The organism is Micromonospora sp. NPDC005206 (genome assembly GCF_040608175.1).
In the GTDB taxonomy this organism is placed as follows: Bacteria; Actinomycetota; Actinomycetes; order Mycobacteriales; family Micromonosporaceae; genus Micromonospora.
On the sequence record NZ_JBEXHU010000010.1, the window covers coordinates 246,493 to 260,849 of the forward strand.

General features: G+C 73.3%; 14 protein-coding genes. 3 read left to right on the plus strand and 11 right to left on the minus strand.

Annotated features, from left to right (window positions below; translation table 11 throughout):
* The 4 genes from ABZU69_RS17440 to ABZU69_RS17455 all read right to left on the minus strand — a co-directional run bounded on the left by ABZU69_RS17440 (position 1) and on the right by ABZU69_RS17455 (position 5,669).
* A complete protein-coding gene (locus tag ABZU69_RS17440; RefSeq protein ID WP_354965346.1) occupies positions 1-1,362 on the minus strand; it encodes a permease prefix domain 1-containing protein in 1,362 nt (453 codons plus the stop codon).
* Positions 1,359-1,733: a PadR family transcriptional regulator gene (locus ABZU69_RS17445; RefSeq protein ID WP_354965347.1), complete on the minus strand. Its 375-nt coding sequence runs from the start codon at positions 1,731-1,733 to the stop codon at positions 1,359-1,361. Before ABZU69_RS17445 ends, ABZU69_RS17440 begins: the two co-directional genes overlap by 4 nt.
* 84 nt (positions 1,734-1,817) lie before the next feature.
* On the minus strand, positions 1,818-2,702 hold the full coding sequence (locus ABZU69_RS17450) for an MHYT domain-containing protein (protein ID WP_354965348.1): 885 nt from the start codon (positions 2,700-2,702) through the stop codon (positions 1,818-1,820).
* 165 nt (positions 2,703-2,867) lie between these two features.
* Entirely contained in the window at positions 2,868-5,669 is a 2,802-nt protein-coding gene (locus ABZU69_RS17455; protein ID WP_354965349.1) for a DEAD/DEAH box helicase, read from the minus strand.
* An 86-nt stretch (positions 5,670-5,755) separates the two neighbouring features.
* Here ABZU69_RS17455 and ABZU69_RS17460 point away from each other — a divergent pair, with 86 nt between their 5' ends.
* Complete coding sequence (locus tag ABZU69_RS17460; protein WP_354965350.1) at positions 5,756-6,526, plus strand: HAD-IA family hydrolase; 771 nt, start codon at positions 5,756-5,758, stop codon at positions 6,524-6,526.
* 10 nt (positions 6,527-6,536) lie between these two features.
* On the opposite strand, the gene ABZU69_RS17465 is transcribed toward ABZU69_RS17460, so the two are convergent.
* A complete protein-coding gene (locus ABZU69_RS17465; protein ID WP_354965351.1) occupies positions 6,537-7,391 on the minus strand; it encodes a LysR family transcriptional regulator in 855 nt (284 codons plus the stop codon).
* 150 nt (positions 7,392-7,541) lie between these two features.
* On the opposite strand from ABZU69_RS17465, the gene ABZU69_RS17470 reads away from it, so the two are divergent.
* Positions 7,542-8,375, plus strand: a complete 834-nt coding sequence (locus ABZU69_RS17470) for an EamA family transporter (protein WP_354965399.1) — start codon at positions 7,542-7,544, stop codon at positions 8,373-8,375.
* On the opposite strand, the gene ABZU69_RS17475 is transcribed toward ABZU69_RS17470, so the two are convergent.
* The 6 genes from ABZU69_RS17475 to ABZU69_RS17500 form a co-directional block, all read right to left on the minus strand.
* Positions 8,338-9,276: a diacylglycerol kinase family protein gene (locus ABZU69_RS17475; RefSeq protein WP_354965352.1), complete on the minus strand. Its 939-nt coding sequence runs from the start codon at positions 9,274-9,276 to the stop codon at positions 8,338-8,340. The genes ABZU69_RS17470 and ABZU69_RS17475 overlap by 38 nt on opposite strands.
* A gap of 164 nt (positions 9,277-9,440) precedes the next feature.
* On the minus strand, positions 9,441-10,394 hold the full coding sequence (tatC, locus tag ABZU69_RS17480; RefSeq protein ID WP_354965353.1) for a twin-arginine translocase subunit TatC: 954 nt from the start codon (positions 10,392-10,394) through the stop codon (positions 9,441-9,443).
* Between the two features lie 18 nt (positions 10,395-10,412).
* The gene (gene tatA, locus ABZU69_RS17485; RefSeq protein ID WP_089021067.1) at positions 10,413-10,706 is read right to left on the minus strand and encodes a Sec-independent protein translocase subunit TatA; all 294 of its coding nucleotides are present in this window, start codon (positions 10,704-10,706) and stop codon (positions 10,413-10,415) included.
* 203 nt (positions 10,707-10,909) lie between these two features.
* Positions 10,910-11,155: a hypothetical protein gene (locus ABZU69_RS17490; protein WP_354965354.1), complete on the minus strand. Its 246-nt coding sequence runs from the start codon at positions 11,153-11,155 to the stop codon at positions 10,910-10,912.
* Between the two features lie 10 nt (positions 11,156-11,165).
* Positions 11,166-12,230: a YafY family protein gene (locus tag ABZU69_RS17495; RefSeq protein WP_354965355.1), complete on the minus strand. Its 1,065-nt coding sequence runs from the start codon at positions 12,228-12,230 to the stop codon at positions 11,166-11,168.
* Complete coding sequence (locus tag ABZU69_RS17500) at positions 12,227-13,225, minus strand: WYL domain-containing protein (protein WP_354965356.1); 999 nt, start codon at positions 13,223-13,225, stop codon at positions 12,227-12,229. Before ABZU69_RS17500 ends, ABZU69_RS17495 begins: the two co-directional genes overlap by 4 nt.
* 126 nt (positions 13,226-13,351) lie before the next feature.
* Here ABZU69_RS17500 and ABZU69_RS17505 point away from each other — a divergent pair, with 126 nt between their 5' ends.
* Positions 13,352-14,353 carry a cation diffusion facilitator family transporter gene (locus ABZU69_RS17505; RefSeq protein WP_354965357.1) on the plus strand — a complete coding sequence of 334 codons (1,002 nt, stop codon included), beginning with the start codon at positions 13,352-13,354 and terminating at the stop codon, positions 14,351-14,353.
* Positions 14,354-14,357 lie beyond the last annotated feature (4 nt).

A 14,357-nucleotide genomic window follows, 5' to 3' on the forward strand; every position in this document is an offset into this window, starting at 1 on the left:
TCAGGCGACGTCGAACAGGAGCGGGAAGGCGAGGACGACAGCCCAGGCCCACCCGAAGTACACGATCACGTATCGGGTCTGCCACCGTTCCAGGCGGGCGAAGGGCATGCGGCCACGCACGAAGCCGAGGTACAGCCATGCCGACCACGCCAGGTTGGCGAGCAGGACGAGGTTCTCGCCCAGTGCCGCCGTCTTGTTGGGGCTGAAGCCCCATTCGGTGATCCGGCCCGTGATCGCCGCCAGCACCAGCACGTCGATGATGAGAGCGCTGACGATGAGCGCGAGTTGCAGGCGGTCGAACAGACCGGGTCGGGCCGTGAGGTCACGGGCGGAGATGGCGTACAGCAGCATGCCCAGCACGATGACGAGCAGCACGTCGAAGAGAATGAGCGCGTCGCGCTCGACGTCGATGCCGTTGGTGGTCCAGACGACGGCGACCAGGAAGGCCAGCAGGGTGGCCGTGAAGAGCGGCGTGAAGACCCGGGTCAGCACCGGCGCCATGTTCTCGATGACGCTCTGCTTGGCCTCCACCAGCCAGGCCGACACGATGACCGCGGCCACGGCGCCGCACGGCAGCAGCCACGACTGGATGAATCCCTCGACGTTCAGCCCGATGGCTGCGAAGGCGTTCACCGTGATGGCCGTGAGGACGCCGCCACCCAGCCCGATGAGGACGAAGTAGATCAGCCACTCCCCGGTGAACCGGATGAAGTCCATTCGTCGCCGGTCCGAACGCCAGTCGCCGCCCGCGTAGGCGACGCCGACAACCAGCCACAGCGCTATCGGCAGGTGGATCGCGGTGAGCACCATGGTCTGCGAGCCGTCGGCCAGCGGGTACGCGTTGGCGGCGACCGCGCCGAGAACGAACAGCGACGCGAGCGCCCCGATGACGCGGGTACCGACGCGGCGTTGCCAGGCGAAGTAGGCCGCGAGCACCGGCAGCGCGAAGAAGCTGGCGTTTCGCGCGTAGAAGCCGCCGTCGTCGCCCAGGTCGAGCCCGAACCAGGACGGCACCTTGATGGCGAGCGCCGCGACGGCCGCACAGAGCACCATGACGGGCAGTTCCCGCCGGGAACGGGCGGCGGCCGGCGCGTCCGGCTCCCCAGGCAGCACCAGTTGTTTCCATAAACGCTCGGAGTGCTCGCGAGCGAACTCCCGCGACAGTTCGTCGAGGCTGCCCATGCGTTTGACGGCGATGAGGAACGACTCGTCGGCGTGCAGGCCCGCCTCGGTCAGCTCGGTGATCCGGCTGCGGAGGTGGTCCTCCAGCTCCTCGACATCGGTGTGGTGCAGCTCGCGGCGGCGGTGGATGTAGGCCCGCCACTCGGCGATCTGGCCCTCCAGGTCGTTGTCGACGGTCATAGCCCCGTCCCCCACGCCGGTGCCGTGATCGGCTTGATGGACTGTGCCGTGCTCCACACGCCCCGCAGGGCGTCGACGACAGCGGCCCACTGGCGGCGCTGCTCGGCGAGCTCGGCTCGGCCCTGGTCGGTGATGCGGTAGTACTTCCGGCGTCGTCCCCCCGGCGGGGTCTCCCAGGCCGACTCGACGTGGCCGAGCCGCTCCAGGCGGTGCAGCAGCGGGTAGAGCAGGCCGTCGGTCCACTCCAGCTGCCCGCCGGAGAGGTCGTTGACCTGCTTGAGGATGGCGTAGCCGTAGCTCTCGCCCTCGGCGAGGATCCCCAGCACGAGTGGCGTCGCCGAGGCCGCGACGAGGTCCTTGGTGATATGCATGGCACCGCCTATACCTAGATCTGCAATGCATAGTAGTTCTAGGTATGACGCCAACGCAATCAGAATGAGCGGCCCGTGCCGCCGTCAGCGGGGCGGCATCTCCCGCCGGGACGGGAACGGGGTGCCCGGCTGGCCGAGCGTGGAACGGGCGCGCAGCCCGACCGGGTCCGGGGCGACGACGGGTGCCGCGGCGGCCGGCTCCGGGACCCGCCGGGCATCCAGGTACGCGGCGGCGGCCCGGTCGTCCTCGGTCGGCGCGGCGAGCAGGGCGTAGAGCAGGCCGACCACCCCGAAGATCACCGCCAGCACGATCGGCACCAGGAGCGCGCCCATGCCGGTGCCGGTCACCTCGCCCCGGCCCTCGTGCTGGTGCACCGAGAGGGCGCTCATGCCGGTGAAGTGCATGCCGTTCACGGCGACGCCCATGACGAGCGCGGAGGCGAAGATCGCCAGCGGCCGGCGAACGGTCATCGCGAGCCACAGCGCCACGGTGGCCGCCACGACCGCGATCACCACCGAGAGGGCGACGCGGACCGTGTCGTAGCCGAGGGTGCCGTTCAGGCGCATCGCCGCCATCCCGGTGTAGTGCATGGCGGCCACGCCGACACCGGTGAAGATCCCGCCGGCGACCAGCCGTACCGGGTTCAGGCGGCCGGTGCCCACGATGGCCAGGCCGATGCCGACCGCTACGACGGCGATGGCCGTGCTGGCCGCGGTGAGCGGCACGTCGTACCGGATCCGGGTGCCGGCGACGGCGAAGCCGAGCATGGCCATGAAGTGCATCGCCCAGATGGCGGTGCCGCCGAGGGCCCAGGCGGCCAGCAGCCCCCACCACGCGCGCAGGCCGGCGGTGCGGGCGGTGCGGATACGACCGGCGCAGATCAGCCCGAGGACCGAACCGAACACGGACAGCGCGTAGCTCAGCGCGGGCGTGATCCACCCGTACTCAAAGTGATTGATCTCGGCCACGGCGGTCTTCTCCCCATTCGTTACCGGCGCGTAAAGGTGGTGCCCGGGCAATGATCAGGGGTGCCCCGAACAGGCGCGACAGCACCCCCCGGGCCATCCGGGGGGTGCTGTCGCGGTGACCGTCCGATGCGTCGGTTCACCGACGGCAGTGACCGAAAGTGATGATCAGGCGGAGGTGTGGTACGCCAGCACACCTCGGTTGATGGCCGCGATCGCCTGCCGGGCGGTGGAGCGCAGGTCGGGTGACGCGCCGCCGGAATCGGCCAGCTGGCCCAGCAGGTCGACCACCTGACGCGCCCAGCGGACGAAGTCGCCGGCCGGCATCTCACCCTCGATCTCGTGGCCACTGCCGAGCACCTTGGCCAGCGCGTCACCACGGGCCCACCGGTAGACCGGCCAGGCGAAGCCGAGATCCGGCTCCCGGGTCGCGGTCAGCCCCCGTGCCGCCTCGTCGGCCTCGATCTCGCCCCACAGCTTCAGCGTCTCGTCGACCGCGTCGGCGACCGGCCCGCGTGGCAGCGACGCCCGCTCGTCGACGTCGCGGCGCGCCTCGAAGACCACCACGGACACGGCGGCGGCCAGCTCGGCCGGGGACAGCCCGTCCCACACCCCCCGACGCAGGCACTCGGCGACCAGCAGGTCCGCTTCGGTCCAGATCCGGCCGAGCATCCGACCGGCGTCGGTGACCGCCCCATCGCGGCTGAGGTAGCCGCGGTCGGTCAGCAGCGCGACGATCCGGTCGAACGTCCGCGCGAGGGAGCCGGTACGGCCGGAGACCCGCTCGCGCAGCTCCTCGGTGTCGCGCTCCAACCGCCGGCGCCGCTCGGCCCAGCGGGCGTGTTCCTCCCGCTCCGGGCAGGCGTGGCAGGGGTGGTGACGCAGCTCGGTGCGGAGCTGGGTGAGCCGGTGGTCCTCGCCGGTCGCCTGCCGGGAACGGCCACCCCGGCGGCCGCCGTGCCGGTCCAGGCCGGTGCCGCTGACCTCGGCGGCGAGGTCGCGCCGGGCGGCCGGTGAGCGGTGGTTGAAGTGCTTGGGCACCCGGATCCGGGCCAGCACCTCGGCCGGGGTGGTGAAGTCGCCCGGGCTGACCCGCCCCGCCCAGCGGTCCTGGGTGAGCACCAGCGGCCGGGGCTCGCCGAACCCGCCGGTCGCCGGGTCCAGCACCACGGCCAGCCCGGCCCGCCGGCCGGCCGGCACCCGGATCACGTCGCCGATCCGCAGCCGCTCCAGCGAGGCCACCGCGGCGGCCTTGCGCTGGGTCTGCCCCTGCCGGGCGATGGCCTTCTCCCGGTCGGCGATCGCCACCCGCAGCGCGAAGTACTCGTCGAAGTCGCCGTGGTGGCAGGCGGCCTCCGCGCCGTACGCCTCGATGGTCTCGGTGTTGCGCTGCACCTGCCGGGCCAGGCCGACCACCGACCGGTCCGCCTGGAACTGGGCGAACGAGGACTCCAGCAGGGCCCGGGCCGGGTCCGCGCCGACCGTGCCGACGAGGTTCACCGCCATGTTGTACGAGGGCCGGAAGCTGGACCGCAGCGGGTACGTGCGGGTGGAGGCGAGCCCGGCCACGTGCCGCGGGTCGGTCTCCGGGGACCACACCACCACGGCGTGCCCCTCCACGTCGATGCCGCGCCGGCCAGCCCGCCCGGTGAGCTGCGTGTACTCCCCCGGGGTCAGGTCGACGTGGGCTTCGCCGTTGTACTTGACCAGCCGCTCCAGGACCACGCAGCGGGCCGGCATGTTGATGCCCAGCGCGAGGGTCTCGGTGGCGAAGACCGCCTTGACCAGGCCGCGGACGAACAGCTCCTCGACGATCTCCTTGAACACCGGGAGCATGCCGGCGTGGTGGGCGGCCAGGCCACGCTCCAACCCGTCGAGCCACTCCCAGTAGCCCAGCACCGTCAGGTCCTCACCGGGGATGGCGGTGACCCGGGACTCGACCACCCGGCGGATCTCGGCCCGCTCCTCGGGAGAGGTGAGCCGCAGCCCGGCGGCGAGGCACTGCTGCACCGCCGCGGCGCAGCCGGCCCTGCTGAAGATGAACAGGATCGCCGGGAGCAGACCCTCCCGGTCTAGCCGGTCGACGATGTCCGGGCGCATCGGGCCGCGCCAGCGTGGGCCGCGCCGGCCGGAGCCGGGCCCGGCGCTGCGGCCCTCGCCCAGCTCCAGGCGGCGCATGGTGTCGCGGGTGTAGCGCAGCAGCTCCGGGTGCACGTCGTGCTTGCGGGCGGCGTCGGCGTCGTGGAACAGGTCGAACATCCGCTTGCCGACCAGCATGTGCTGCCACAGCGGCACCGGCCGGTGCTCGCTGACCACCACCGCGGTCTCACCGCGCACGGTGACCAGCCAGTCCGCGAACTCCTCGGCGTTGGAGACGGTCGCCGACAGGGAGACCAGGGTGACCGAGGCGGGCAGGTGGATGATCACCTCTTCCCACACGCCGCCGCGGAACCGGTCGGCAAGGTAGTGGACCTCGTCCATCACCACGTAGGCCAGCCCCTGCAGGGTGCTGGAGCCCGCGTAGAGCATGTTTCGCAGCACCTCGGTGGTCATCACCACCACCGGCGCGTCGCCGTTGATGGCGTTGTCGCCGGTGAGCAGGCCGACCTGCTCGGCGCCGTAGCGGTTGACCAGGTCGTGGTACTTCTGGTTGGACAGTGCCTTGATCGGTGTGGTGTAGAAGCACTTGCGCCGGGCCGGAGGGGCGCCCGTGTCGTCGGCCGCCGCCGGGTCGCCGGGCCGTCCGCGCAGCGCCAGGTGTACGGCGAACTCACCGACCACGGTCTTGCCGGCGCCGGTGGGGGCGCAGACCAGCACCCCGCTGCCCCGCTCCAAGGACTGGCACGCCTCCCGCTGGAAGTCGTCGAGGTCGAACCCCAGGTCAAGGGCGAACTCGTCCAGCGCCGGGAACTGTGAGGCCTGCGCGGCCCGGCGGCGCGCCGCGACGTACCGCTCGGCGGGGCTCGACATGTCACCAAGATTAGTGCGTGCCGGGACACGACACCCGACAAGGCCGTCCGGAGGGGCCGTCGGCGGCGGTCGGTAGGGTGCACGGCGTGCCGGACCATGCCGAACCGCCCCAGACAACTCCGCCCGGCAGCGCCGAGGACGCCGCCGCCCCCCGGGCGTCCCGACGGCCCGTCAAGGCGGTGCTCTTCGACTTCCACGGCACCCTGGCCCAGGTGGAGGAGCCGCGGCAGTGGGTGCTGGCGGCCGCGGCGACGTGCGGGGTCACCCTGGACCGGGTCCGGGCCACCTCGCTGGCCGACCGGCTGCTGACCGCCGGGCGGGCCGGCGGGCCACTGCCGGCCCGGGTGCCGCCCCGGCTGGCCGAGCTGTGGGCCGACCGGGACCTCTACCCGCACGCCCACCGGGGTGCGTACACCGGGCTGGCCGAGACGGTCGACGCGGGCATCGAGGGCTTCGCCGACGCCCTCTACGAGCGGCTGCTGATCGCCGAGGGCTGGCTGCCGTACCCGGACACCGCCCCCACCCTGACCGCGCTGCGCGAGGCCGGCGTGCGGGTGGCGGTGGTCAGCAACATCGGCTTCGACCTGCGGCCGCTTTTCGACGCCTGGGGGCTGACCGGGCTGGTCGACGCGTTCGTGCTCTCCTACGAGGTGGGGCGGTGCAAGCCCGACCCGGCGATCTTCCTGCGCGCCTGCGGGATGCTCGGCGTGGATCCGGAGCAGACCCTGATGGTCGGTGATTCGCCGGCCGACGCGGGCGCCGTGGCGGCCGGCTGCTCGGCGCTGGTGCTGCCGGCCGCCGACCCCGGCCGGGAGAACGGGCTGGGCGCCGTGCTCGATCTCGCCCTGCCGGCCTGAGCCGGCGAGGTCAGCCGCCGACGACCTCGTGGGCGAGCGCGACCAGGTCGGCGACGCCCGGGTGCCGGGGCGGGTGCCGCCAGGCCAGCAGCACGGTGATCTCGGGAGCGTCGGTGAGGGGCCGGTACGCTACCGCCGACGTGGGATACATCGCCGCGGTCGCCGTGGTGGTGACCCCGACCGCCCGGCCGGCGCTGATCGCGGCGAGCCAGTCGTCGGTGTTCACCACCGGCACCACGGTCGCCGGGGCGGCGCCCGGCGGCCACAGGTCGAGCGTCGTGGTGCCGGTGGCGGTGTTCACCGCGATGGGCTGGTCGACCAGGTCGGCCAGCGTGAGCACGGCCCGCTCGGCCAGCGGGCTGTCCGCCGGGACGGTCGCCAGTCGACTTTCGGTGAGCAGCTGCACGGTGCGGACGTCGGGCAGGTCGACCGGCTGGCGCAGCACCGCGACGTCCACGGCGCCGCGGGCCAGCCCGGCACTGCGGTCGTCGATGCGCAGCAGCTCCAGCGGCGTGTCCGGGTGGGTCTGCCGCCACCGGCGCAGCAGGGTGACGGTGTGTCCGCCGAGCGCCGACCAGGCGTGCCCGAGCCGCAGCGGCCGCCCAGCGGAGTACCCCGGGTCCAGCACGTCGTCGACGGCCGCGACGGCGGCGGCGGCCCGGTACCGCAGCGACCGGCCGGCCGGCGTCAAATGCAGGTGGTGGGTGGAGCGGTCGACCAACCGGATCCCCAGATGGTCCTCCAACTGGCGCAGTGTGCGCGACAGCGCGGGCTGGGTGACCCGCAGCCGCCCGGCGGCGCGGGTGATGCTGCCCTCCTCGGCGATGGTGAGGAAGGCACGCAGGTGCCGCAGCTCGACGGTCATAACCGCGAAGCATAATCGCAGTGGAACCGGCATTTCCCTCCCCCGCGCGGCACCCCTACCGTCACAACCGTGACCGACACCCTGCTGCCCGACCGGCCGACGCCCACTGTCGCGTCGACCCGCCGAGCCGGCGGCGTCGGCGCGGTCGGCATGGTGCTCGGCGGGGCGCTGTCGGTGCAGTTCGGCTCGGCCGTGGCCGCCCTGCTCTTCCCGCGTACCGGGGTGGCCGGCGCGGTGACCCTGCGACTGACGATCTCGGCCGTGCTGCTGCTCGTCGTGTGCCGGCCCCGACTGCGCGGGTACGACCGGGGAGCCTGGGTCGCGGCGGGCGCGTTCGGGCTGGCGCTGGCCGCCATGAACTCGCTGTTCTACCAGGCCATCGAGCGAATCCCGCTCGGCCCGGCGGTGACCCTGGAGGTGCTCGGCCCACTGGCGCTGTCGGTGTTCACCGCCCGCCGCCTGGCCAGCTGGTGCTGGGCGGGGTTGGCCCTGGCCGGGGTGGCGCTGCTCGGGCAGGGCGGCTTCGACCGGTTGAACCCCTCGGGGGTGGCCTTCGCCTTCGGCGCGGGCGCCATGTGGGCCGCGTACATCGTGCTCAGCGCCAGGGTCGGCGGCCGGTTCCCGGGCGCGGACGGGCTGGCCCTGGCACTCACGCTCGCCGCCCTGATCACCCTGCCCCTGGGCATCATCGACGGCGGGTCGGTGCTGCTCGACCCGACCGTACTGGCGCTCGGCACAGCCCTCGCCGTGCTCGCCTCCGGGCTGCCGTACACCCTCGAGCTGCTGGCGCTGCGCCGGATGCCCACCGCCACCTTCGCGGTGCTGATGAGCCTCGCCCCGGCCATCGCCACGCTGGCCGGTTGGCTGGTGCTGCGGCAGGCGCTGACGCTGCTGGAGTGCGCCGCCATCGTGCTGGTCATCGCGGCCAGCATCGGAGCGGTACGGGTCAGCGCAGCAACCGCAGCGCGCCCGGAACCACGCTGACCGTCACCGGCAGGTCCAGCGAACGCTCACCGTCGGCGTACGTGGTGATGCCCTCGGCGCTCAGCTCCACCGTCCGCGCCCGGAAGCTGCGGACGAGCGGGTGCTCGACGTGGGTGCCCTGGTAGATGCGGGGCTTGATCCGGATCAGGGTGCGCCGGTCGATCCGGCCACCCACCACCACGTCCAGCAGCCCGTCGGTCGGGTCGGCGTCGGGACAGATCCGCATTCCGCCCCCGTAGCTCGGGCAGTTGCCCACCGCCACCAGCACCGCGTCCAGCTCGTGCGGCACCCCGTCCAGCCGCAGCGTGTACCGCCGGGGCCGCAACCGGGCCAGCTCGACGAGGATCGCCAGGTCGTACCGGCGAGGGCCGCGCGGCCAGCGCATCCGGTTGGCCCGCTCGTTGACGATCGCGTCGAACCCGGCCGCGAGGACCGCCCCGTACCAGCGCTCGGTGCCATCGGCACCGGTCATCCGGGCCAGGTCGACCGGGCGGGTCCGGCCGGCACGCAGCGCGTCGGCGATCACCGCCACCGCCGCCAGCGGATCTGGCGGAAAGCCGGTGTCGACGGCGAAGTCGTTGCCGGTGCCCGCCGGCACGGCCCCGAACGGCACGGCGGTGCCGGCGACGGCCTGCATCGCCCGGTGCACAGTGCCGTCCCCGCCCATCGCGACCAGCGCGCCGGCGCCGTCGGTGACCGCGGCGCGGCATGCCGCCTCCGCCTCGGCGGGACTCGCCGCAGACAGCAGTCGGACTGGTCGACCGCCGGCGGCCAGGCCCTCCAGCAGCCGGGGCAGCAGCCCACGGTGCCGTCCCCGGCCGGCGGTCGGGTTGGCGAGCACGGCGACAGGGCCACCGGCGAGCGGGCCGGGCGGGTGATCGTCTGCGGTCACGGGCAGCACCGTAACCGGTGTGACGCCCGTCGTATACCGGGCGGGGGCGACCTCACCAGCGGTCGCGGTCCGGGCGCTCAGGGTCACGCCGCCACGGCGGGTTCGGCCGCACATGCGGCGACGCCGCCCCCGCTGAGCGGGGACGGCGTCGGCGGACCGGACGGCGGGGGCGGTCAGGTCATGTCGTCGTAGCGGCGTTCGATCGGGGCGGGTGGGGCGATCGGCTCCGGTGCGCCGACCGGCGCGTCCACGTCGATCCGCTGCCCCGCCTCGACCGGCTCGGGGTCGTGCTCCAGCGGCGACACCTCGTCGTCGTCGAGGCCGGCGTAGACATCCTTGCCGCGCCCTCGCCGGCGATCGTTGAGGAACGCCACCCCGACCGCCACGAAGTAGAGCAGCGAGAGGGAGAGCGCCAGCAACGTCATGCCGAACGGACCCGGATCCGGCGTCGCGATGGCCGCGAAGGCGAAGGAGATGAAGATGACCGCGCGCCACCAGCTCAGCAGCCGCCGGGCGCTGGCCACGCCGGTGAAGTTGAGCATCAACAGGATGAGCGGGAACTCGAACGCCACCCCGAACAACAGGATCATGTTCGTGACGAACGAGATGTAGCGGGTGACCTCCAACTGGGTGGAGAGGCCGGTCACGCCCGCCTCCAGCAAGAACGCGAGGCCCTTGTCGACGACGAGGTAAGCCAGGACCGCACCACCGGCGAACAGCGGCGCCGCGATCGCGACGAAGACGTACGCCCACTTGCGCTCGTGCCGGTGCAGACCGGGCGCGATGAAAGCCCAGAGCTGGTAGAGCCAGACCGGCGCGCCAGCGATCAGACCGATCCAGAGCGCCAGCTTCAGCTTCAGGATGAAGCCGTCCGCGGGCGACAACTGGAGGAACTGGTGACAGTTGCCCAGCGCGTCCCGGGCGCCCGGGAGGCTGCAGTAGGGCTCCTTGAGCAGGTTGAACGCCGGCTGGGCCAGGAAGAAGCCGAGAATCAGGCCAGCGACGATCGCCAGTGACGCGCGGAACAACCGGTTGCGCAGCTCGCGGACGTGCTCGATGAGCGTCATCGAGCCGTCGGCGGCGCGCTCGAAGGCGCGCGGGCCGCTTTTACGCAGTGCGAAGGCCACGGTGCTCGGGCCTCTCGGTCAGTTGTCGCGGACGCGGTGCACCGGGTCGGCGACCGGCTGCTGCGGCGGCGCCTGCTGGTACGGCGCCTGCTGCGGCTGCCCGACCTGCGGCGGCAGCGGCTGGTAGCCGGCCTGCGCGTCGGCCTTCTCGGCGAGGTCGCGGTCGTCGTCCTGCAGGCTCTTGGTCTCGGCCTTGATGATCCGCAGCGAACGACCCAGCGAGCGGGCCGCGTCGGGAAGCCGCTTCGCACCGAAGAGCAGGATCAGCACAACCACGAGAACCGCGATGTGCCAGGGCTTGAGGGCACCCATGAGAAGCTCCAGTCGCTCTGTGTGTCCGGGGGCGGTACGCAGCCCATCGTACGTGCGGATCGGCCGGTTGCCACCTGCCGGGGGCGGTCGGCGCGGCCCGGCCGGTGAAGTCTTGACCAACCGCGATGATCAGTCAACCATCGCCGAGCCGTCGCCACCGCGGCGGCCCGTCGCCAGCGGGACGGCGCGGCGACGGGGATCGATCAGCCGCGCCTGGCCTTGATCACGGCGAGACGTCGCTGAGCGGTGTCGAGCTGGCGCTGAACACCCTCGGCACGCTGCTGCAACGCCTCGGCGGTGTCCCGCAGCGCCTCCGCCTCGGCGGCCCGGCGCTGCAGCGCCGCCGCGGCGCGGCGCAGCCGGGGCAGCCGGGCCAGCACCGGACGCACGGCCAGCGCGAGCGCCACGAGCGGGAGCAGCACCACCGCGAGCACGATCCAGATCAGCACGGCGGTCAGCCTACTGGGTGCGGCCGGCCACCGCCGGGTCGCCCGAGGGCGCGCCGGGCGTCGCCGGGTCGGCCTCGGGCCGCCGGGGGGCGGCGGTGGGAGCGGGCACGGCGTACGCGTCCAGCGCGGCGGCCGCCGTCGCCCGGACCTGCTCGGCCAGCTCGACCGGGGCGACCACGGTGACGTCCGGGCCGAGACCGAGCACGAATCGGCGGGCCCAGCCCAGATCGGTCACCCGCAGCGACACCAGCCACTGGTCGCCGTCGCCGGCCTCCACCCGCTCACACGGGTAGTACTCGGTGATCCACCGCTCGCCCCGACCGACCCGCAGGGTGATCAGCGGCAGGTCGGGTGTGGGACGGAAGACGCCCTCGGTCAGGTCGTGCGGGACGGCCTGCGGCGGGACGGTGGCCGGCTCGTCCAGCTCGCTGATCGCGTCGATCCGGTCGGCGCGGAACAGTCGGACCGCCTCGGCGCGGCGACACCACGCCTCCACGTACGCCAGGCCGCCCACCATCAGCATCCGCAGCGGGTCGATGACGCGGTCGGTGGTCTCGTCCCGGGTGGCCGTGTAGTAGGTGATCCGCAGCGCCCGACCGCCCTCCACGGCGGCGCGCAGCGCCTCCACCCGCCGGGTGTCCCCGGGCAGCCGCACCGCCACCGGCGCGCCCACCAGATCACCGGCGGCGTCCTCGATCTTCGCGAGGGCCCGCTCGACGGCCTCCCGGTTGGCCACCCCGGGCGTCTCGGCGAGCATCCGCAGCGCCACCACGAGGGCGAGCGCCTCGTCGGGGGTGAGCCGCAGCGGGCGGTCGATGCCGGCGTCGTAGGTGATGGTCACTCGGTCGCCGTCGAAGGCCATGTCGATCAGGTCACCGGGGCCGTAGCCAGGCAGCCCGCACACCCAGAGCAGCTCCAGGTCCTCGCGCAGCTGTCGCTCGGTGACGCCCAGGTCACCGGCCGCCTCGGCGATCTCGATGCCTGGCCGGGCCAGCAGGTAGGGCACCAGGTTGAGCAGCCGGGCCAGGCGGTCGGCGGAGGCCCGGGAGCCGCCGCGCGCGGCGGGCCGGGTCATCGGGCGTCCCCCGTGACGACCAGCTCGTCGTGCCGGGCGGCGATCTCCTTGAGCCGCTGGATGACCGCCTCGCGGACCTCTGGTGGGTCGAGCACGCGCACGTCCGGGCCGTAACGGACGAGCTGACCGGCCAGCCCGTCCGGATCCGCGTACGGCAGGACCAGCCGGTCGCCGTCCGGGCTGGCGGTCACCTCGACCGCCCAGCGGCGCAGACCGGCGGCCCGGCCGGGTGCGGCCAGCACGGTGGCCCGACCGGTGCGCTCCACCGGGCCGGACCAGCGGGCCACGTGGCTGATCAGGTCGACGCCGGCCGGCGGCTCGTAGGCGCCGGGCGCGCCGGTCACCCGGACCGCGCCGACCACCCGGGACAGCCGGAAGCAGCGCGTCGCCGCGCGGTCCAGGTCGTGGCCGACCACATACCACCGGCCACGCCAGCAGACCACGCCCCACGGCTGCAGCCGCCGACGGCTGGGCGCGTCCCGGTCGGGCACCCGGTAGTCGAACCCGACCTCCCGGCGGTCGCGGGCGGCGGCGGTCAGCGGCGCGAACGCCGGGTCGACGGTGACCATCGGCTCCAGGCCCAGGGTGGCCTGCGGGTCCACGTCCACCCCGGCGGCGCGCAGTTTGGCCAGCCCCGACGAGGCGGCGGCGGCGAGACCGGCGTGCTGCCACAGCCGCGCGGCGATGCCCACGGCGGCGGCCTCGTCCGGTTCGAGGGGGATGTCGGGCAACGCGTACTCGCGGTGGGCGATCCGGTAGCCGGGCTCGGCGTCGAAGACACTGGCCGTCCCGGTCTCCAGCGGCACGCCCAGCTCGCGCAGCTCGGCCTTGTCCCGCTCGAACTTGCGCTGGAACGCCTCGTGGTCACGCGCGTCGTCCGGATCGTGCTCGTAACCGGGCACGGTCGCGGCGATCTGCGCGGCGGTCAGGAACCGTCGCGTGGACAGCAGGCAGATCACCAGGTTGACCAGGCGTTCGGTGCGGGTCCGCGACACGGGTAGACGCTAGCAGCCGACGCGCCCGAGACGTGCACCCGCGCTGGCGTGCCGCACATCTGTTCGGATCGGCGGGTCCCGGCCACTCGCCGAGCGCCGGGCCGCCACCGGTCATAGGGTGCCTTCATGGCGCAAGCGGGGGTCAAGACCGAGAGCGTCAGCACCGTGGTCGTCGCCGGGGCGGCCAACCTCGCCATCGCGGTGGCGAAGCTGATCGCCGGGCTGATCTCCGGCTCCGCCGCGATGCTCTCCGAGGCGGCGCACTCGGTCGCCGACACGACCACCGAGGTGCTGCTCTACCAGGCGCTGCGCCGTGGCGCGCGACCAGCGGACGCCCGGCACCCCTTCGGGTACGGCAAGGAGAGCTACGTCTGGGCGTTCTTCGCCGCCATGTTCACCTTCGTCGCCGGCGCCGGTTTCGCCGTCACCCACGGCGTGACCACCATCCTGTTGCACCAGCACAGCGACGACTACCTCATCTCGTACATCGTGCTGGGGGTGTCCTTCGTCATCGAGTCGATCTCGCTGGGCCGGGCCGTCCGGCAGGTCCGCCGCGAGTCCCGGCGGTGGCGGACCACTCCCCGACACTTCCTGCGGCTGACCGCCGACACCACCGTCAAGGCGGTCTTCCTGGAGGACAGCGCCGCCCTGATCGGTCTGCTGCTGGCCGGGCTCGGGGTCGGCCTGTCCGAGGCCACCGGCGACGAGGTGTGGGACGGCGTCGCGTCGATCCTGATCGGGCTGCTGCTCCTGACCGTCGCCGGGATCCTGGCCAGCAACAACCTGTCGCTGCTGGTCGGTCGGGCGGCCCCGGAGCGGCTGCGCCGCGAGATCGAGCAGGAGCTGGCCGGGCTACCCGAGGTGGAACGGATCGATACCCTGCTGACCATGCAGCTCGGCCCGGACGACCTGCTGGTCGCCGCGAAGGTCGATTTCCGCGACGAGGCCACCGGCGCGGCCATCGAGGCCAGCGCCGACGAGGCCGAACGGCGGCTCACCGGGCGGTACCCGGAGATCCGCTACGTCTTCCTCGATCCCACCCGGTCCCTGCCCGGCGCCGTCGGCAAGGCCCGCAACACCCAGGCCCGGCCGAGCCCGGACTCCGGCGGCGAACCAGACCCGAGCTGAACCA